This is a genomic window from Streptomyces sp. AB3(2024), assembly GCF_041862025.1.
Taxonomy (GTDB): Bacteria; Actinomycetota; Actinomycetes; order Streptomycetales; family Streptomycetaceae; genus Streptomyces.
The window spans coordinates 29,380-47,404 of sequence record NZ_JBGWAB010000056.1 but is presented as its reverse complement, the minus strand read 5'-3'; the positions used below and the strand labels follow the sequence as shown (position 1 = coordinate 47,404).

15 protein-coding genes and 1 pseudogene are annotated in these 18,025 nt (G+C 75.1%); 9 read left to right on the top strand and 7 right to left on the bottom strand.

Annotation, left to right across the window (positions count from 1 at the left end):
* Nucleotides 1-41: 41 nt before the first annotated feature.
* Nucleotides 42-773 carry a TetR/AcrR family transcriptional regulator gene (locus ACEPPI_RS21980; RefSeq protein ID WP_373916957.1) on the bottom strand — a complete coding sequence of 244 codons (732 nt, stop codon included), beginning with the start codon at nt 771-773 and terminating at the stop codon, nt 42-44.
* A gap of 73 nt (nt 774-846) precedes the next feature.
* Between ACEPPI_RS21980 and ACEPPI_RS21975 the strand changes: the two genes are divergently transcribed.
* The 3 genes from ACEPPI_RS21975 to ACEPPI_RS21965 all read left to right on the top strand — a co-directional run bounded on the left by ACEPPI_RS21975 (nt 847) and on the right by ACEPPI_RS21965 (nt 4,045).
* Nucleotides 847-1,815, top strand: coding sequence for an ATP-binding cassette domain-containing protein (locus ACEPPI_RS21975; protein ID WP_373916956.1), 969 nt, complete (start codon nt 847-849; stop codon nt 1,813-1,815).
* Nucleotides 1,812-2,600, top strand: a complete 789-nt coding sequence (locus tag ACEPPI_RS21970; RefSeq protein ID WP_373916955.1) for an ABC transporter permease — start codon at nt 1,812-1,814, stop codon at nt 2,598-2,600. The genes ACEPPI_RS21975 and ACEPPI_RS21970 overlap by 4 nt, the downstream gene beginning before the upstream one ends.
* A gap of 209 nt (nt 2,601-2,809) precedes the next feature.
* A complete protein-coding gene (locus ACEPPI_RS21965; protein ID WP_373916954.1) occupies nt 2,810-4,045 on the top strand; it encodes a CaiB/BaiF CoA transferase family protein in 1,236 nt (411 codons plus the stop codon).
* Nucleotides 4,046-4,140: 95 nt separating this feature from the next.
* On the opposite strand, the gene ACEPPI_RS21960 is transcribed toward ACEPPI_RS21965, so the two are convergent.
* Nucleotides 4,141-4,410, bottom strand: a complete 270-nt coding sequence (locus ACEPPI_RS21960) for a hypothetical protein (protein WP_356214728.1) — start codon at nt 4,408-4,410, stop codon at nt 4,141-4,143.
* 270 nt (nt 4,411-4,680) lie between these two features.
* Here ACEPPI_RS21960 and ACEPPI_RS21955 point away from each other — a divergent pair, with 270 nt between their 5' ends.
* Nucleotides 4,681-6,366, top strand: coding sequence for a serine/threonine-protein kinase (locus tag ACEPPI_RS21955; RefSeq protein WP_373916953.1), 1,686 nt, complete (start codon nt 4,681-4,683; stop codon nt 6,364-6,366).
* Nucleotides 6,367-6,396: 30 nt separating this feature from the next.
* On the opposite strand, the gene ACEPPI_RS21950 is transcribed toward ACEPPI_RS21955, so the two are convergent.
* Nucleotides 6,397-7,200 carry an SGNH/GDSL hydrolase family protein gene (locus ACEPPI_RS21950; protein WP_373916962.1) on the bottom strand — a complete coding sequence of 268 codons (804 nt, stop codon included), beginning with the start codon at nt 7,198-7,200 and terminating at the stop codon, nt 6,397-6,399.
* A gap of 207 nt (nt 7,201-7,407) precedes the next feature.
* Here ACEPPI_RS21950 and ACEPPI_RS21945 point away from each other — a divergent pair, with 207 nt between their 5' ends.
* Complete coding sequence (locus tag ACEPPI_RS21945) at nt 7,408-8,505, top strand: DUF5925 domain-containing protein (protein ID WP_373916952.1); 1,098 nt, start codon at nt 7,408-7,410, stop codon at nt 8,503-8,505.
* A 196-nt stretch (nt 8,506-8,701) separates the two neighbouring features.
* Here ACEPPI_RS21945 and ACEPPI_RS21940 read toward each other — a convergent pair whose 3' ends face one another.
* Nucleotides 8,702-9,088 carry a GntR family transcriptional regulator gene (locus ACEPPI_RS21940; RefSeq protein WP_373916951.1) on the bottom strand — a complete coding sequence of 129 codons (387 nt, stop codon included), beginning with the start codon at nt 9,086-9,088 and terminating at the stop codon, nt 8,702-8,704.
* A gap of 132 nt (nt 9,089-9,220) precedes the next feature.
* Here ACEPPI_RS21940 and ACEPPI_RS21935 point away from each other — a divergent pair.
* The 3 genes and pseudogenes from ACEPPI_RS21935 to ACEPPI_RS21925 form a co-directional block, all read left to right on the top strand.
* Nucleotides 9,221-9,409, top strand: a pseudogene (locus tag ACEPPI_RS21935) (GNAT family N-acetyltransferase); the annotation flags it as partial.
* Entirely contained in the window at nt 9,406-9,888 is a 483-nt protein-coding gene (locus ACEPPI_RS21930) for a DUF402 domain-containing protein (protein WP_373916950.1), read from the top strand. The pseudogene ACEPPI_RS21935 and the gene ACEPPI_RS21930, both read left to right, overlap by 4 nt.
* A 231-nt stretch (nt 9,889-10,119) precedes the next feature.
* Nucleotides 10,120-11,199: a lytic polysaccharide monooxygenase gene (locus ACEPPI_RS21925; protein ID WP_373916949.1), complete on the top strand. Its 1,080-nt coding sequence runs from the start codon at nt 10,120-10,122 to the stop codon at nt 11,197-11,199.
* Between the two features lie 34 nt (nt 11,200-11,233).
* Here the strand turns inward: ACEPPI_RS21925 and ACEPPI_RS21920 are convergent, their stop codons facing one another.
* Nucleotides 11,234-12,094 carry an esterase/lipase family protein gene (locus tag ACEPPI_RS21920; protein ID WP_373916948.1) on the bottom strand — a complete coding sequence of 287 codons (861 nt, stop codon included), beginning with the start codon at nt 12,092-12,094 and terminating at the stop codon, nt 11,234-11,236.
* Nucleotides 12,095-12,298: 204 nt separating this feature from the next.
* Between ACEPPI_RS21920 and ACEPPI_RS21915 the strand changes: the two genes are divergently transcribed.
* Nucleotides 12,299-13,417 (top strand): acyl-CoA dehydrogenase, encoded by a 1,119-nt coding sequence (locus ACEPPI_RS21915; protein ID WP_373916947.1) that lies wholly within the window; start codon nt 12,299-12,301, stop codon nt 13,415-13,417.
* 41 nt (nt 13,418-13,458) lie between these two features.
* On the opposite strand, the gene ACEPPI_RS21910 is transcribed toward ACEPPI_RS21915, so the two are convergent.
* Nucleotides 13,459-14,481 (bottom strand): hypothetical protein, encoded by a 1,023-nt coding sequence (locus ACEPPI_RS21910; RefSeq protein WP_373916946.1) that lies wholly within the window; start codon nt 14,479-14,481, stop codon nt 13,459-13,461.
* Nucleotides 14,478-18,011, bottom strand: a complete 3,534-nt coding sequence (locus ACEPPI_RS21905) for a DNA polymerase III subunit alpha (protein ID WP_373916945.1) — start codon at nt 18,009-18,011, stop codon at nt 14,478-14,480. Before ACEPPI_RS21905 ends, ACEPPI_RS21910 begins: the two co-directional genes overlap by 4 nt.
* Between the last annotated feature and the right edge of the window lie 14 nt (nt 18,012-18,025).

Sequence of the window (18,025 nt, the reverse complement as noted above, 5' to 3'; positions counted from 1 at the left end):
CGCCGCCGCGGCCACCGGGGCGCCGCGGCCGGCCGGCCGCTTCAGGCAGCGGGGTCCCAGGCGCCCAGCAGGCGGGACACCGAGCGGTCGAAGACCGCCCCCATGTCGGGCGGCACCGGGTGCACCGGGCCACTCGCCGCGAGGGCCTCGGCGAGCCGCGGGTACTCCCCCGACGCCAGCCGGGAACCTAGCCAGGCCGTCCGTACGCCCTGTTCGGCGGCCTCGCTCCAGGGCAGCGAGCGGGCCCGTTCGGCCAGGGCCAGCTCGCTGCCCACGAACGCCGCCACCGTGCCGTTCACCGCGGCGATCAGCTCCAGCTTCTCGCCGCCGGAAGCCTCCAGCGGCGCCAGGCAGTCCAGGCTGTGCTCCAGGTACCGCAGGGCGTGCGGGCCGAATCCGTAGACCGGGCTCAGCAGTCGCGGCAGCCACGGGTGGCGGTGCATCAGGGCCCGGGTCTGGCGGGCCAGCGCGAGCAGGTCGGCGCGCCAGTCGCCGCTCGGCGGGGTCAGTTCGTACTCACCGCCGACGGTGTCGACCATCAGCTCGTGGAGGTCCTCCTTGCGGGGGACGTAGTTGTACAGGGACATGGTCCCGGCTCCGACACCCGCCGCCACGCGTCGCATGGAGACGGCCTCGATCCCCTCCTCGTCGGCGATCCGCACCGCCTCGGCGGCGATGGAGTCCCGGCTGTGCGCGGGGCGCGGTCCGCGCCCCGCCCGCACGGGGCGGGTCCAGATCACTTCGGGTTCAGCGGGTCGCCCGCCGGCTGTCATCGGTCACATCACCTCGTCGTCTCACCCCCATCTTAGTTACGTACACCGTACGCAGTGAGGTACGGTGCCACACATGACAACTACGTACGCTGTACTTAGTGAAGGTCTGGAGAAGCACTACGGTGAGGTGCGCGCGCTGCGCGGGCTGGATCTGGCCGTGCCGGAAGGCACCGTCTGCGGGTTGCTGGGCCCCAACGGCGCGGGCAAGACCACCGCCGTCCGGATCCTCACCACCCTCACGGCGCCCACCGGGGGCCGCGCCCTGGTCGCCGGCCACGACGTCACCCGCGACCCCGGCGCCGTCCGCCGCACCATCGGAGTCACCGGGCAGTACGCCTCCGTCGACGGGGACCTCACCGGCCGCGAGAACCTCCGGCTCTTCGCCCGCCTCGCCGGGCTGCGCGGCCGGGCCGGGCGGGAGCGCGCCGACGACCTGCTGGAACGGTTCGGGCTCGGCGAGGCCGCCGACCGGATGGCCTCGACCTGGTCCGGCGGCACGAGACGGCGCCTGGACCTCGCCGCCGGACTGATCACCCGCCCCCGGGTGCTGTTCCTGGACGAGCCCACCACCGGCCTGGATCCGGCGGCCCGCGAGCACATCTGGACGGCCGTGCGCGAGCTCGCCGACGAGGGCACCACCGTCCTGCTCACCACCCAGTACCTGGAGGAGGCCGACCGGCTCGCCGACGACATCCTGGTCGTCGACCGCGGCCGGGCCGTCGCCACCGGCACCCCGACCGCCCTCAAGGCCCGCATCGGCTCCTACGCCGAGGTCACCGTCGCGCGGGCGGACGCCCTCCCGGCCGCGGCCGGGGTCCTCGACCGCCTCACGGGCGGGCGGCCCGCCCTGGACGAACAGCGGCTCACCGTCGGGGCGACCGTGCTGGACCCCGGTGTCACCCTCCCGCAGGTGATCCGCGCGCTCGACGCCGCCGGCGTCCCGGTGACGGACGCGAGCCTGCGCCCGCCCACCCTCGACGAGGTGTTCCTGCGCCTCACCCGGGTTCCGCTCCCCGCCCCCGTGAAGGAGAACGCGGCATGACCACCCTGCTGTGGGACGGCGGCGCCGTCCTGACCCGCCAGCTCCAGAAGGCCCGGCACGCCCCGGCGCTGCTCGTGCTGACCCAGACGATGCCGCTGACGATGCTGCTCTTCTTCGGCTACGTCTTCGGCAGCGCGCTCGCCATGCCCGGCTCCGAGTACCGCGAGTTCCTGGTGCCCGGACTGCTCGCCGCGACCGCCGCCAACGGCCTGATGACCGGCATGTTCACGGCCGCGCAGGACGCGCACCGCGGGGTGATGGACCGCTTCCGGACCCTGCCGATGAGCCGGACCGCCGTCCCCCTGGGGCAGACGGCCGCCGACCTGCTGATCACGGCGGTGTCGCTGGTGCCGGTGATGCTGGTGGGACTGGCGATGGGCTGGCGGGCCGAAAACGGACTGCCCGGCGCCGTCGGGGCGTTCGGCGTACTGCTGCTGTTCCGCTTCGCCACCGCGTGGGCCGGGACGTACCTCGGACTGGTGAGCCGGAGCGAGGAGGCGGCGGGGCAACTCGGCAGCGCCACCTTCATCCTGCCGATGCTGTCGAGCGCCTACCTGCCGACGGCCGGCCTGACCGGCTGGCTGCGGACGGTCGCGGAGTGGAACCCGATCAGCGCCGTGGCCACCGCCGTACGGGCCCTGTGCGGCAACGCGGGCGGCGAGACGGCCCCGGGCGCGTCCTGGCCGGCGGCCCACCCGGTGGCCGGGGCGGTGCTGTGGTCCCTGCTCCTGCTGGCGCTCTTCGTACCGCTGGCCACGCGCAGGTTCGCCCGCGGCCGGGACTGACCCCCTCCGGACGAACGGCGAGGGCCGAACGGCGACCGGACGGCGGCGGCGGCACGGCGACTGCACGGCGGCGGCCGGACGGCGGCGGCACGGCGGCGGCACGGCGGTGGCCGGACGGCGACCGGACGCCGGATCCGCGCCGCCCCGGACCGACCGCCGGGGCCGCAGGGGGTGACAGGCCCGGGCCTCCCGGTATAGGCATCGGTGTCATGGACACCGACCCGGCCCCCGCCACCGCTCCCCGCGGCACCGCCCCCGAACCCCTCCCCCTCGCCGGTCTCACGGTCGTCGCCGTCGAGCAGGCCGTCTCCGCCCCCTTCGCCACCCGTCAGCTCGCCGACCTCGGCGCCCGGGTCATCAAGGTGGAACGCCCCGACGGCGGCGACTTCGCGCGGGCGTACGACACCGCCGCCCACGGCCTGGCCTCGCACTTCGTCTGGGCCAACCGCGGCAAGGAGTCCCTCGCCCTCGACCTCAAGGACCCGCGCGGGCTGGAGGTGCTGCACGCACTGCTGGCCGGCGCCGACGTCTTCGTCCAGAACCTCGCGCAGGGCGCCGCCGCCCGCCTCGGGATCGACGCCGCGGCCCTGTGCGCCCGCTACCCCCGGCTGGTCGCCGTGGACGTCTCCGGCTACGGGCCCGAGGGCCCCTACGCCCACAAGCGCGCCTACGACATGCTCGTGCAGTGCGAGGCCGGCCTGGTCTCGGTCACCGGGACGCCCGAAGTCCCCGTGAAGGCGGGGATCCCGGCGGCCGACATCGCCGCCGCCATGTACGCCTTCTCCGGGGTGCTCGCCGCCCTCCTGCGCCGCGGGACGACCGGCCGCGGCGGCCCCGTCGAGGTGTCGATGCTGGACGCCCTCGCCGAATGGATGGGACACCCGCTGCACCACACGATGCACGGCGGGGAGCAGCCCGTACGGACGGGTCTCGCGCACGCCGTGATCGCGCCCTACGACGCCTACCCGACGGCCGACGGGGACCGCGTGCTGCTGTCGGTGCAGAACGACCGGGAGTGGGGGCGCCTGGCGCGGCAGGTGCTGTGGCGGCCCGACCTCGTGGAGGATCCGGCGTACGCGACGAACGCGGCTCGCACCCGGGGCCGGGAGAAGACGGACGCGGTGGTGGCCGAGGCGCTCGGCCGGCTCGGCGCGGACGAGGCGGTGCGGTTGCTGGAGGCGGCCGGGATCGCCTGCGCGCGGCTCAACTCGGTGGCACAGCTGGCCGCGCACCCGCAGCTCGCGGCACGCGACCGCTGGCGGCAGGTGGATTCACCGGCGGGCCCGCTGCGCGCGCTGCTGCCGCCGATCGGGCTGCCGGGTGGTGCGGAGCCGCGGATGGGAGCGGTGCCCGCGCTCGGCGAGCACACCGACGCCCTGCTGCGCGCCCTGGGGATGACGGGCGCGCAGATCACGGCACTGCGCCGGGACGGTGTGATCGCCTGAGGCCGGGGAAACGCCGGGAGGATCCCGGTGGACACCCGGGAGGGGACGGGGCCGGGGGTGCGGCCGGGCCGGACCGGCCGCGCCGCGGGGACGTTTTACGAGCGGCGGCTGCCGAAGAGCGTGCGACGCAGCCTGCGCAGCGGGGCGAACAGCGCGACGCGCGCGCTCCGGCTCCGCTGGACGTGCGTGTGGTCGCGGGAGGTGAGCTCGCGCATCAGCAAGGTCGCCTCGGCCGCCTCGTGGTGCGGGACGGCGGGACCGCCCAGCACGGCGAGATGGCGGTCGAGGCGCGAGCTGACCGCGCTGCTACCGCAGGTGATGGCAGGCACGCGGGGCGGCCTGCTGCGCATTGCTATCTGTTCCATGTCTCTCCCCACCCGTACGAGGGCACCCGGCCCGGGCAGGGTAACCCTATCGCCCCGGCGTCACACTCGGGTATCCCGGTGGTGTGAATTACCCCTGTAGTTACGGGTAGTTGACGATTACTCACCGGAGTCGACCGTCACTCTCCGCAGCATTCGGCCGACTTGGGGAGCCCCTCGGAGGGGTGAAAGGAGAGTGTCGTCACGACGGGGGCCACCCGGCGCGCACTGCGCTAACTTGGAGTGATCACCCGGTGACGCTTGGGGGTTCGCGTGAGTGGGAACGAAGCCGGCGACGCCGCGCGTGTCGTCGCCGGACGCTACCGGTTGCTCGGCCCCCTGGGCCGCGGCGGCATGGGCATCGTCTGGCGGGCCCGGGACGAGGTGCTGGGCCGCGAGGTCGCCGTCAAGGAGGTGCGGGCGCCCGCCGGGCTGGAAGGCGCCGAGGTGGCGCGCATGTACCGGCGCCTGGAGCGGGAGGCGTGGGCGGCGGCCCGCGTCTCGCACCGCGGGGTCGTCACCGTCTACGACGTGGCGAGCGAGGCCGGCCGGCCCTGGATCGTGATGGAGCTGGTGCGCGGGCTCTCGCTGGCGGAGGTGCTGGAGGGCGAGGGCCCGCTGACCCCGCAGCGGGCCGCCCACCTCGGCGAGCAGGTACTGGCCGCGCTGCGCTCCGCGCACGAGGCGGGGGTGCTGCACCGGGACGTGAAGCCCGCCAACGTACTGATCGCCAACGACGGGCGGGTGGTGCTGAGCGATTTCGGGATCGCGAGCCTGGAGGGCTCCTCCGCGATCACCATGACCGGCGAGATGGTCGGATCCCCCGAATTCCTGGCTCCGGAGCGGGCGTTGGGCCAGGACCCGGGTCCGGAGTCGGACCTGTGGTCGCTCGGGGTGATGCTGTACGCGGCCGTGGAGGGCGTCTCGCCGTTCCGCCGGGACACCCCGCTGTCGACGCTCCACGCCGTGGTGGACCACGAACTTCCGCCGCCGCGCCGGGCCGGGGCGCTGGAGCCCGTACTGGAGGGGCTGCTGCGCAAGGACCCACGGGAGCGGCTCGCCGCCGCGGAGGCCTCCCGGATGCTGCGGATCATCGGCGCGGGCGGGACCGTCCGGGCCTCCGGCGGGCCGGTGTCGGGGCCGGCGGCCCCGACGGCCGTCGGGCGCGGGGCGGACGGCGCGTACGGGGGCAGCGGCGCGCCCGCGGGGAGCGGCCCGTACGGGGAGACCCCGGCGGTGGGACCGACATCCGCCCCGGCGCCGCTGTCACCCCCGCCTCCCCGGCAGGGGCGGGCCGGGGTGGTGCTGACCGTCGGGATCACGGTGCTGCTGCTGGTACTGGCCTTGCTGGTGTGGCTCCTGCTGCGGAACACCGGCTCCGGGACGGACGGGGCCGGTGGGGCCGGGCCCTCGGGCTCCGCGGCGGCCTCAAGGTCCGCTCCGGTGACCGCCTCCGGCTCGGCTTCCGTGTCGGCGTCGGCGGGCACCGGGCCCCCGCAGAGCGTCACGCTCTACGTCCACACCGTGCGCCCCGCCTACGCCGGGACCTGCCCGCCGCCCGGGACGCTCGCGCCCGCCTTCACCGGGACGCTGGAGGTGGCGCGCACCCCCGCCGTGGTGGAGTACCGCTGGATCACGCGCGGGGGACCGGCTCCCGCGTCGGACTGGCAGAGCATCGTGTACGAGGCGGACGGGCCCCGGACCCGTCAGTTGGACCACAGCGAGTCCGGGCACCGGGCGGGTGCCACCCTCGCCGACGCGGTCCGGCTGGAGGTGCGGCAGCCCGCCCTGACGGCCTCGCCGTGGCTGGAGTTCTCCGTGACGTGTGCGAAGGAGACCCCGACGGGCGGGGCCTCCTCCCCCGCCGCCTCCGCAACGCCGGGCGGCACGCACCCGCCGGAGCCGACCTCGACGCCCACGCCGAGTCCGACTCCGAGCGGGCAGGCCGGTCCGGGGTAGCGGAGACGGCGCGGGATGGCGCCCCGCCTGTCAGGCCTTGCCGGTGAAGACGGGCAGGTAGCCGCCGGACTGTCCGGCGGCGGTGGGGTGGTAGGACTCCCCGATGTTGAGCCAGTTGACGCTGTGCAGCCACGCGTCGCCGGAGCAGATCTCGTGGCCCGTGAAGGATCCGGCGACCGAGGCGAAGGTGAATCCGTGGTCGGCGGCGCGCTTGGCGATCGCGGCGTTGAGGTAGTCGGACGCGCCGTTGATGGCGGTGCGTTCGCCTTCGGTGAGGCCGGCGACGCAGTTCCCGTTCAGCTTGTAGAAGCGGGGGTAGCCGAGGACGACCACCCTGGCGCCCGGGGCCCGGCCGTGGATGGCGTCGTAGACCTGGTCGAGCCGGCCGGGGAGGGTGGAGTCCACGTACGCCTTGGCCTCGTTGACGCGGCTGACGCAGGTGGATTCGGACTGGAGCACACAGGTCGTCATGACGTCGGAGAATCCGGCATCGTTGCCGCCGATGGTGATGCTGACCAGGTCGGTGCCGGAGTTGAGCGGAGCGAGCTGCCCGGAGAGGACGTCGTCCGTACGGGCGCCCGAGCAGGCGACGAAGGAGAAGGTCTGGGGGGAGTGGGCGGCGGCCCACAGGGCCGGGTAGGCGCGGCTGGTGCGCTTGCAGTCGCCACTGGCGCCGTCGTAGTTGCCGGCGCCGACGCCGGAGGAGTACGAGTCGCCGAGGGCCACGTAGCCGAAGTCGGCCTGGGCGGCGGCCGCCTGTCCGGTTCCGAGCAGGGTGGCGCCGGCGGCGAGGAGCAGGGAGGAGGCGAGGGCTGCGAGGCGCGACAGTCTGATGCTCATGGGGATGGCTCCTTGTGGGGGGTTACTCCTGAGTCCGTGGTACAAGCAGCCGCGAGCTTGTGGAAGTGTCCATGCCAAGAATGTTTCGGGGCGGCTTGGCGCCGGAATCTTCACGCCCGTTGCGTTTGAAGAGGGAACCCGGCCACCCGATCCGGCGAAACACGGGTGCGTGCGGGCACATCGTGCCGGATCATGGGCGCCATGCCAGCAGACCCGCAGGACGCGCTGCCGATTCGCCTGAACGTGGACGACAGTGACTCACCGTCGGATGTCGTCGACGCCCTGTTCCTCGGCCGGTTCGCCTCCGGCGAGCAGCCGTACGCGCAGAGCGTGACGATCGACCGGGTGAAGCCGGAGGCGACGCTGCTGCCGCCGCGGGCCACCGTGCTCCGGTCGGCGCGCGACACCGACCGCAGCGCCACGCTCGCCGAGGGCGAGGGGTGGACCGTGCTCGTCTCCCGCTGGAGCAGGGGCGCCGACGTGACGGTGACCGCGGTCAGCGACGAACTCGCCACCGGGGTCCTCGGCCAGGCCACCGAGGGGGCGCAGGACGAGCCCGAACCGCAGCCCGACAACGTCACGATGGGGTTCTGGTACGTCTCCCCGCGCCGCGGCCCGTACCGCACGACCCGGCAGATCTCCGCGGGCACCTGGGACGAGGTCCGGCCCAACTACACCGCCCCGGTGGCGACGGCGATGGACCGGCTGATGAAGATCACCCCGGACGACATCGCGGGCCGGCTGCTGCTCCTGCACGGACCGCCGGGCACCGGGAAGACCTCGGCGCTGCGGACGCTGGCCCGGTCGTGGCGGGACTGGTGCCAGGTGGACTGTGTCCTGGACCCGGAACGGCTCTTCAACGACGTGGGCTACCTGATGGACATCGCGATCGGCGAGGACGAGGGTTCCGCCAAGGGGCGGTGGCGGCTGCTGCTGCTGGAGGACTGCGACGAGCTGATCCGCGGGGAGGCCCGGCACACGGCGGGTCAGGCCCTGTCGCGGCTGCTGAACCTGACGGACGGTCTGCTCGGGCAGGGCCGCAACGTGCTGGTCGGCGTCACCACCAACGAGGACCTGGAGCGGCTCCACCCCGCGGTCGTCCGCCCGGGGCGCTGCCTGGCCCGCATCGAGGTCGGGCGGCTGACGCGGGGGGAGGCGGTGGACTGGCTCGGCACGGAGGAGGGCGTCTCCCGCGAGGGCGCGACCCTGGCCGAACTCTTCGCCCTGCGCCGCGGCACGGGACCGGCGGCGGTGGTACCGGCACAGCCACAGACGCCGGAGGCGGGCCTGTACCTCTAGCCTCCGGCGGTCACGAGGGGGCGGCTCGGGGCACGCCCCGAACCCGGCCCGCCGGCGGACCACCGACGGCCGAGCCGGGCGGCGGACCTCGCCGCGGCCCCCGGGCACCGGGCCGGACCAACGCCCGCCGGGCCGACACCGGGCGAACCGGACCGCGCGGTGAACCGCTGCGGCGGTAAGCCGGGTCGGCGGCCGGTCAGCGGGCCGCGTAGCGGGCGCGGAGGGCGGACGTGGCGGCTTCGACGGCTTCCGCCTCCGTCAGACCGAGGCGGTGCGCCCGCTCCGCGTACGCCTGCGCGGCCGCGGCCGCCTCCCGGGAGGAACCCTCGGCGGCGGCGACGAACGTCCCGTTGCGGCCCCGCGTCTCGATCACCCCGTCGGCCTCCAGCGCCCGGTACGCCTTGGCCACCGTGTTGGCGGCCAGACCCAGTTCCTCCGCCAGGCCGCGCACCGTCGGCAGTTTGTACCCCGCCGGGAGCTTCCCCGACCGGGCCCGGTCGGCGATCTGCGCGCGCAGCTGTTCGTACGGGGCGGCCGCGCCGGCCGAGCCGTCGATCCTGATCCTGAGGTTGGTCGAGGTCACGCGGCCGATTGTCCCCCATCCCCCGGATAATTCGCAGGCGCGGGGCGCGGCCCCACCCGTAACGTCGGCCGCATGACCGCCCTGATCCGCGACCTGCGCCCCGCCGACCCCGCGGACGCGGAGGCCGTCGTACGCGTGCGCCGCGCCGCCCTCCTCGCCAAGACGGACTCCCTCCACCGGGCCCGCGCGGCCGGGTACACGGAGGCGTTCACCGGCAACGACGCCGGCAACGGGCCGATGCTCGCGATCAACGAGTGGTTCGGGTACGAGATCTGCGCGACCGAGACGCGCTACACGAGGAAGCCGGGAGCGACACGATGACCACGCGGTGGACCGTCACCCTCACCAAAGCAGGCCGCACCAAGATCAGTTATCCGGCGGCGCAGGTGTCCGACGACGGCGACCGGATCTCCGTGCGCGCCCCCTGGGCGGCGGACGGGGTCAAGGACTTCGGCTTCGTGCGCTTCGAGCCGGGCGACGTGTTCGTGGAGCACTTCTGGCGCACGCGCTGGTACGCGGTCAAGGAGGTGTGGAGCGGCGCGGGCGTCCTCAAGGGCTGGTACTGCGACGTGACCCGCCCGGCGGTGGTCCGCGAGGGCGAGATCGTCGTCGACGACCTGGACCTGGACCTGTGGGTGTCGGCGGACGGCGGGTCCGTCCTGCGGCTGGACGAGGACGAGTTCGCGGCGAGCGGCCTCGCCACGAGCGACCCGGAGGCCGCGGCGCAGGCCGTCCGCGCCCTCGACGCCCTCGACGACCAGGCCCGCTCGGCCCCGGGGCTGCCCGCCCTGCTGGTCTGACGGCACCGCGCGGGGGATCCGGGGCCCCTTCCTGTGGGCCCGCTTAGGCCTTCCTTAAGCGGATCCTAAGGATCACCGCGAGGGGCTGGATCCGGGGCCGGCGGCGGTGCGCGCGGGCTAGCTTGGCGGGGCCAGCGAGGGCCGGTGGCGGCGGGAGCCCGCTTGGGGGCGGCGCCGCGCCGCCCGGTTCCGCCGGCGCGCCCCTGCTGTGTGCCCTAAGGAGATCCGCCCATGCCCGCGTCCCGTCGCCGTACCGCCCTCCGTATCGCCGCCGCCGGTCTCGCCCCGCTCGCGGTGGCCGCGTACGCCGCCGGGCCCGCCGCCGCCCACGGTTCGATGACGGACCCGGTGAGCCGGGTGGCGGCCTGCTACGCGGAGGGGCCGGAGTCCCCGAAGTCGGCCGCGTGCAAGGCCGCCGTGGCGGCGAGCGGGACGCAGGCGTTCTACGACTGGAACGCGGTGAACATCGCCAACGCGGCCGGCCAGAGCAAGAAGCTGATCCCCGACGGGCAGCTGTGCTCCGCGGGCAACGCCAAGTACAAGGGGCTGGACCTGCCCCGCGCGGACTGGCCCGCCAGCCCGATGACGGCCGGGGCGCACACCTTCCGCTACAAGGGCACCGCCCCGCACAAGGGCTCCTTCGAGCTGTACGTGACGAAGGACGGCTACGACCCGACGAAGCCGCTGAAGTGGTCCGACCTGGAGCCCGCCCCGTTCGCGAAGGCCACGGACCCGGGCATGCAGAACGGCGACTACGTCTTCAGCGGTACGGTCCCGAAGAAGACGGGCCGTCACCTGGTCTACAGCATCTGGCAGCGCTCGGACAGCCCCGAGGCCTTCTACACCTGCTCGGACGTGGTCTTCGGCAAGGACACCGGGGCGGGTGGCGCCGGTACGGGGACCACCCCCGGCGGCGGACCGAGCACGCGGCCCTCCGCCGGGTCCGGCGCCAAGCCCTCCGCCGCACCCGCCTCGCCCGCCTCGCCCGCCGCCGACGAGGACGCCGCGCCGCCGGCCAAGGCGCCGACGGACCGGCAGATCTCCGACGGCGCGGGCAAGTCCTCCGTGGAGCACCACGGCCACGGCGACAACGACCCGAAGACGAACGGCGCGGCGGGCGCCGTGCCGGTCTCCGTCCCGCTCTCCTCGCCGTCCGCGGACGGTTCCACGGGCGGTGGCCTCGCGCAGACGGGCGGCAACGGCGCGACCCCGGCGATCGCCGTCGCCGGGGCCGGCGCCCTGGCCGTCGGTGCGGCCGTGATGTTCGCGGTGGCCCGCCGCCGGGCGGCGGCGGGCCGTCACGGCCGCTGACGGTCCCTGACGGGCGGTACGGACCGCCTGTGCGTCAGTCGAAGACCGACGCGCAGGTGGTCCGTTCGGCGTGTGCGGGGTCGAGGGCGTTGACCGCCTCGTGCCAGGCGATGCGGTCGGTGAGGCCGATGGTCACGTGCTCGGAGATGTCCAGCGGGCACAGGTCCTGGAGCAGGACGTTGCGTACGTTCGGCCCGTCGAGGAACTGGGTCCGGTAGGGGGTGACCACCTCGTCGTAGCGGGTGGAGATCACCGTGTACTTCACGCCGGGGACGGTGTCGCCGCCCGCGTTCAGCTTGTTCTGGAAGGCGGACCCGGCGATCTGGTCGGCCAGCCCGGGGGTGGCGGTGCTGATCAGGTCCTCGGCGCCGGGGAAGTACGGGAGGAGTTTGGTGAGCCCGGACAGGGTGGTGCCGTGGTTGTCGGGGGCCAGCCCGACGAGCGCGTTGACCTTGGCGCCGCCACCCAGGAACTTCAGGTAGTAGCGGGGCATCATGCCGCCCTGGGAGTGCCCGACGAGGTCGGCCTTGGGGGCGCCGGTGGAGGCCAGCACCCGGTCGACGAAGGTGTCGAGCTGGCCGGCGGACCTGTCGATGGGGCCGAGCCCGTTGAAGAAGGGCACGCCGGGGAGCTGTCCGTAGTCGAGGGAGTAGACACAGTAACCGCGGTGGACCAGGTACGGCGCGAAGCCGAGCCAGTTGTCCACGGAGTTCCCGAAGGTGCCGTGGACGAGGACGACGGGGCGCGGGTGCGCGGCGGAGGGTTTGCAGGACCAGTCGTTCCAGCCGCTGCTGGGGCCGGACGCGGCCTGGGCGGCGCCGGTGGGGGCGACGAGGGCCGCGGCGGCGAGGGTGAGGACGGCGAGCGGGCGGAGCAGGCGTCTCCAGGGCAGCATGGGGTGATCTCCTTGCGGGTCAAGGGGAATGCGTGGGGGTTCGTCCCGTGATCCGGATCACAAGGGGCTGCTGCCAGCTAAATTACGGGCGAGTAGCAAAACAGGGAAGTTACGCGTCGGTAAAAACTGGTGTGTCGAGGCCGTCTCCAGCTCCGCTCCGGAACAATGGACGCCTCCGGAACCGGACTTGAGGTGATCGCGCCCATGCAGAGCGCTCCCGGCGCGGGTACCGCCCTGGCCGCCCCGTCGACGCTGGCGGCCGATCCGCTGGTGGCGGCCGTCACGGAGACCGCCGTACGGGTCCTGCGGCCGCGGGCGGAGCACACCGCCGGGGCCGGGGTGCCGCGCGCGCACCTGGATGCCCTCGCCGCGTGCGGCGCGTACGGGCTGCTCGCATACGAACCGGACCCGGCGGGCGGGCTCACGGCCCGTCAGGTGGTCCGGGAGGTGCACGAGGTGCTGGCGGCCGTCGATCCGTCGACGTGGTTCGTGTGGACGCAGCACGTGCCGGCGGTGAGGGCGCTGCTGGTGGCGGACGGCCCGGACGGGGACGCCGTGCGCGCGCGGTGGCTGCCCGCGCTGCTGGGCGGTGAGCGGCGGGCCACGGCCGGCTACGCCTTCCTGCGCCATCCGCGCCCTCCGGTCACGGCGGAGCGGGTGCCGGGCGGATGGCGGCTCGGGGGGCGGGTTCCGTGGATGACGGGCTGGGGCCTGGCCGACGTGGTCTACGTGGGCGCGGTCACGCCGTCCGACGAGGTGCTGTTCGCGCTGGTGGACTGCGCCGGCCCGGGCGACGGGCTGACCGCCGTCGGCGGGGCGGCCCCGCTGTGGGCGATGGGCGGTACGCACACGGCCTCGGTCGAGCTGCGCGGGGTGCGCGTGCCCGACGCGCGGGTGGTCGGGCGGATGCCGCGGGCCGACTGGATCCGGGCCTACGACCTGGAGAACGCCGACGCCCAGCCGGCCGTCTTCGGCCAGCTGCGGGCGACCGTCGACTTCCTGCTCGGGTCTCCCCCGTTCGAGGAACTCGGCCTGCGCCTCGCACGCAGGACGGCCCGGCTGCGCACGGAGGCCTACGCCCTGCGGGACGGGCTCGCGCCGGGGGAAGGGACCGCCGACCGGCTCGCCCTGCGGGCCGCCTCCCTGGACCTGGCCGTGCGGGCGGCCGCGGCGTGCGTGGTGGTGGCCGGCGGCCGGGCGGTCCAGTTCGGGCACACCGCGGGACGGCTCTCCCGCGAGGCCCAGTTCCACCTGATCCAGGCCCAGACCACCCCCCTGCGCACGGAAACGACCCACCGCCTCCTCCCCGACCTGGACGACTGACCGGGTCGCGCCCCCGGGGGCGCGACCTCGTGAGCCGGGCTTCAGCGCCCCGGAGGCGAAGCCGCCCCCAAAAGGAAGGTCGCGGCGGGGCGGACCGTGCCCGGGCCGAAGCGGGCGTTGGCGCGGTCGACGGCGGCTTCGGCCGTGAGGCGGGATTCGCGGGCGGTGTCCAGGGAGAGCTGGCGGGTGGTGCCCGCGGCTGCGGTGAGGTCCTCGGCGCGGAGCACCATGCCGGTGAGCCGGGCCCGTTGCAGACCGGCCGCGTCCATCAGCCGGTACGCGAGGGTGCGCAGGTCCTCGTCGTGGGCGGAGGGTTCGGGCAGCCGCCGGGACTTCTCCCAGCGGGTGCCGCCGGCGAACTGGAGGGTCAGGGACAGGGAGCGGGCGGCCTGGCGGCGTCCGCGCAGGGCGGCGCCGAGGCGGACGACGAGGGCGAGGAGGGCGGCGCGGGTGTGCGGGCCGTCCAGTTCCTGGCGGGTGAAGCCGGTGCGGACGGCGGCCGAGGGGGGCAGGTCGCGCGGGGTGACCGGGCGCGGGTCGATGCCGCGGGCGCGGTCGGCGACGAGCCGTCCGGACCGTTTGCCGAGGATCCGTTCGAGGACTCCGGGCGGGACCCGGGTGAGCGCCCCGACGGTGTGCAGCCCGTAGCCGCGCAGGGCTTCGGCCTGGCGGGAGCCGAGCCCGTACAGCGCGTCCACGGGGAGCGGGGCGAGGAAGCCGGCCACCGCCGCCTGGTCGTCGGGGACGGTCAGGGTGCCGCCGGGTTCCGGGATCCGCGCGGAGGCCATGGCGGCCACGGCCCAGGTGCCCGCGACGCCGATCCGGACGTCCGTGCCGAGCCGGGCCACGGCGCGCAGCCGGACGACCTCGGCGATGCGGGCGGGGTCGGCGCCGAAGTACCGCTGGGCTCCCCGTACCTGGACGAGGGCGGCCCGGGGCGGCAGGGCCTGGACGACCGGGGAGAACTCGCGCAGCAGGTCGAGGACCTCGCGGTAGCCCTCGGGGGTCAGGGTGGGGGCGCAGCGCACGTGCAGGACGCCCGCTCCGGAGCGGGGGCGGTTCATCCCGCGCTCCCGGGGCTGGAGTGCCACAGCTTGCGGCCGGTGGCGGCGCGGTCCCCGGGCGGCTGGAGGTCGGCCCACGGGTTCATCTCGTAGCCGGTCGGGAGGTGGATGCGGCGGCCGTTGTCGGGGGTCGCCGCGGGCAGGGGGGCGGCCAGGCGGGCCGTGACGGCTCCGAGGCCTTCGCGGGCGCGCAGTTCCGCCAGTTCGGCGAGGTCCCAGGCGGCCGCTCCGACGACGCTCAGGCTCTGCGGTCCGCGCCGCTGGACGACGCCCCGGACCAGGAGCAGGAAGGAGTGGAAGACGGTGTGGGCGCAGGCTTCCTGGCTGTCGTCGAAGAAGGCGAGGTCGACGAGGCCGGTGCCGTCGTCGAGGGTGGTGAAGACGACCCGTTTCCCGGAGCGGATCGGCGGGGTCTGGGTGGCGGCCTTGGCGCCGGCGACCAGGACGGTCCGGCCGTGCGCGGTGTCCCGCAGGCGGCGGGCCGGGACGACGCCCAGTTCGGCGAGGAAGGCCTGGTGGTCCCCCATGAGGTGGCGGGAGGCGTCCATGCCGAGGACGCCGAGTTCGGCGCTGAGCCGTTCGGCTTCGGTGAGGTCGGGCAGTCCGACGGGGGCGGTGGACCGGCCTCCGCCCAGCGGCAGTTGGGTGGAGCCCCGGGCCCCGGCGGCGCGCTGGGCGCCGTGGAGTTCCGCCAGGTGCAGCAGCAGGTCGCGGCGGTTGGCGCCGAAGGCGTCCAGCGCGCCGACCTGGGCGAGGCGTTCGGCGACGGGGCGGCCGGGGTGTGCCCGGTCCCAGAAGTCGCGCAGCGAGGCGTAGGGCCGGCCGGCCTCGATGCGCAGGGCTTCGGCCCCGCTGATGCCGTGGACGTCGGAGAGGGCGAGCCGCAGGCCCCACAGCTCCGGGTCATCGGACACCAGTTCGATGCGGTGGGTGGTCGCCGAGCGGTTCACGTCCAGCGGCAGGACCGGTACGCCCCGGCGCCGGGCGTCGGCCAGCAGCAGCCGCTTGGGGTACATCCCGGGGTCGTGGGTGAGGAGTCCGGCGTAGAAGGCCGCCGGGTGGTGGGCCTTGAGCCAGGCCGACTGGTACGTGGGCACGGCGAAGGCCACGGCGTGCGCCTTGCAGAAACCGTAGCTGCCGAAGGCCTCGACGATCTCCCAGGTCCGGGCGATCACCTCCGCCGCGTAGCCCCGCGCGGCCGCGGTCGCCGCGAACCAGGCCTTGATCCGGCCCTGGGAGTCCGGGTCGGAGAGCCCGCGCCGGACCCGGTCGGCCTCGTCCCGTCCGCAGCCGGTCATGACGTGCACGATCTCGATGATCTGCTCGTGGAAGACGACGACCCCGTAGGTCTCGCGCAGCGCGTCGGCGAGGTCGGGGTGCGGGAAGCGGACCGGGGCCCGCCCGTGCCGGGCCTCGATGAAGGGGCGCACCATGTCGGCGGCCACCGGGCCCGGGCGGAAGAGGGAGATGTCGACGACCAGGTCGTGGAAGTCCGCCGGCTGGAGCCGGCCCACCAGGTCGCGCTGGCCCGGGGACTCGATCTGGAAGCAGCCCAGCGTCTCGGCGGAGCGGATCAGTTCGTACGTCGGCCCGTCGCCCGGCGGCACCTGCGCCGGGTCGTCCAGGTCGAGTTCCCGTCCCGTGGCCCGCCGCAGCTCCGCGACGGCGTGGGCCATCGCGGACTGCATCCGCACGCCCAGGACGTCGAGTTTGAGCAGTCCGAGGTCCTCCACGTCCTCCTTGTCGAACTGGGACATGGGGAAGCCCTCGCCGCTGGTGGGGACCACCGGGGTGCGGGCGAGCAGGGTGGCGTCGGAGAGCAGGACCCCGCACGGGTGCATGGCGGTGCCGCGCGGGAGTGCGTCCAGGGCCTCGACGAGGTCCCACAGCCGCTCGTACGGCCCGCCGCCCGCCTCGCCCCGTACGTCGCGCAGTTCGGGCAGTTCCTCCAGGGCGGCGCGGGCGTCGCGGGCGCGGATGTGCGGGAAGGCCTTGGCGAGGCGGTCGACGGTGGCCGGGTCCATGGACAGGGCGGCGCCGACGTCGCGGACGGCGTGGCGGACCCGGTAGGTCTCGGGCATGGCGACGGTGGCGACGCGTTCGGCGCCGAAGCGGGCGGTGATCCGGCGGTACACCTCCAGCCGGCGGGCGGACTCCACGTCGATGTCGATGTCGGGCAGGACGCGGCGGCGCCTGGACAGGAAGCGTTCCATCAGCAGTCCGTGCGCGACGGGGTCGGCGTGCGCGATGCCGAGGAGGTGGTTGACGAGGGAGCCGGCGCCGGAGCCGCGGGCGGCCACCCGGATGCCCATCTCCCGTACGTCGTCGACGACCCGGGCGACCGTCAGGAAGTACGAGGCGTAGCCGTGGTGGGCGATGACGTCGAGTTCCTCGTGCATCCGCTCCCAGTAGGCGGGGTCGTCGGCATGGCCGCGCAGCACCAGGCCCGCCGACGCCCGGGAGGTGAGCATCCGCTGGGCGGTGCGGTGGGCGGCGCCGACGAGGCGGGCCTCGGGGAAGTGCACGGAGCCGATGCCGAGGTCGTCCTCGGGGTCGACGGAGCAGGCCCCGGCGGTCTCCCGGGTCCGCGCGAGCAGCCGGCGGGCATCGGCGGGGCGCAGGCCGGCGGCCTCGGCGATCCGGTCGGCGGCCTCGGCCATGCGGCCGGGGTCCTTGAGCCAGCGTTCGCCGCCGTCGAGGGGGCCCCGGGGGTCGACGGGGACCAGGCGGCGGGCGGCGTCGAGGACGTCGGCGACGGGGCCCTGGCCCGGGTCGGCGTAGCGGACGGCGTTGGTGAGCACGGCCGGGACGCCCTGCTCGGCGGCGAAGCCGACGGTACGGGCGGCCAGCCGCAGCGAGCCGGGGCCGGTGCCGGTGCGGCCGTGGTGGACGGCCTCCAGGCGCAGGGCGTCCCCGTAGACCTCCCGCCAGGGCGCGAGCAGCCGGGCCGCCCGGTCGGGGCGTCCGGCGGCGAGCGCCCGGCCGACCTCGGAACCGGGCCCGAGCAGCACGAACACCCCGTCGCCGGACAGTGCCTCCCAGGGCACCATCGGCTGCCGCCCGCCGCCGGGTGCGAAGCCCGTCCCGGCGGACTCCGCGGTCTCCCCCGGCCCGGCCGGGTCCGCGGCGTGGGCGGCGGTGACCATCCGGCACAGCTGCGCCCATCCGGCGGCGCCGTCGCGGGCCAGGAAGAGCGCTCGCGGGGCGGACTCGTCGACGAAGGCCCCGCCCTTGACCGGGACCCGCCTGCGGTACGAGGCCTCACCGGCCCCGCCCGCGGGAGCCCCGGCCCGGGACCCGGCGGGCGGCTCCGCGGGGGACACGGCCAGGTCCACCCCGAACAGGGGCCGGATCCCGGCCTTCGCGGCGGCCTTCGCGAACCGCACCGCGCCCGCGAGGGTGTCGCGGTCGGTCAGGGCGAGGGCGTCCATGCCCCGCTCGACGGCGCGCTCCGCCAGCCGCTCCGGGTGCGAAGCCCCGTACCGCGTGGAGAACCCCGAAACGGTGTGCAGATGCGTAAAACCAGGCACCCGCGGCCTCCTGC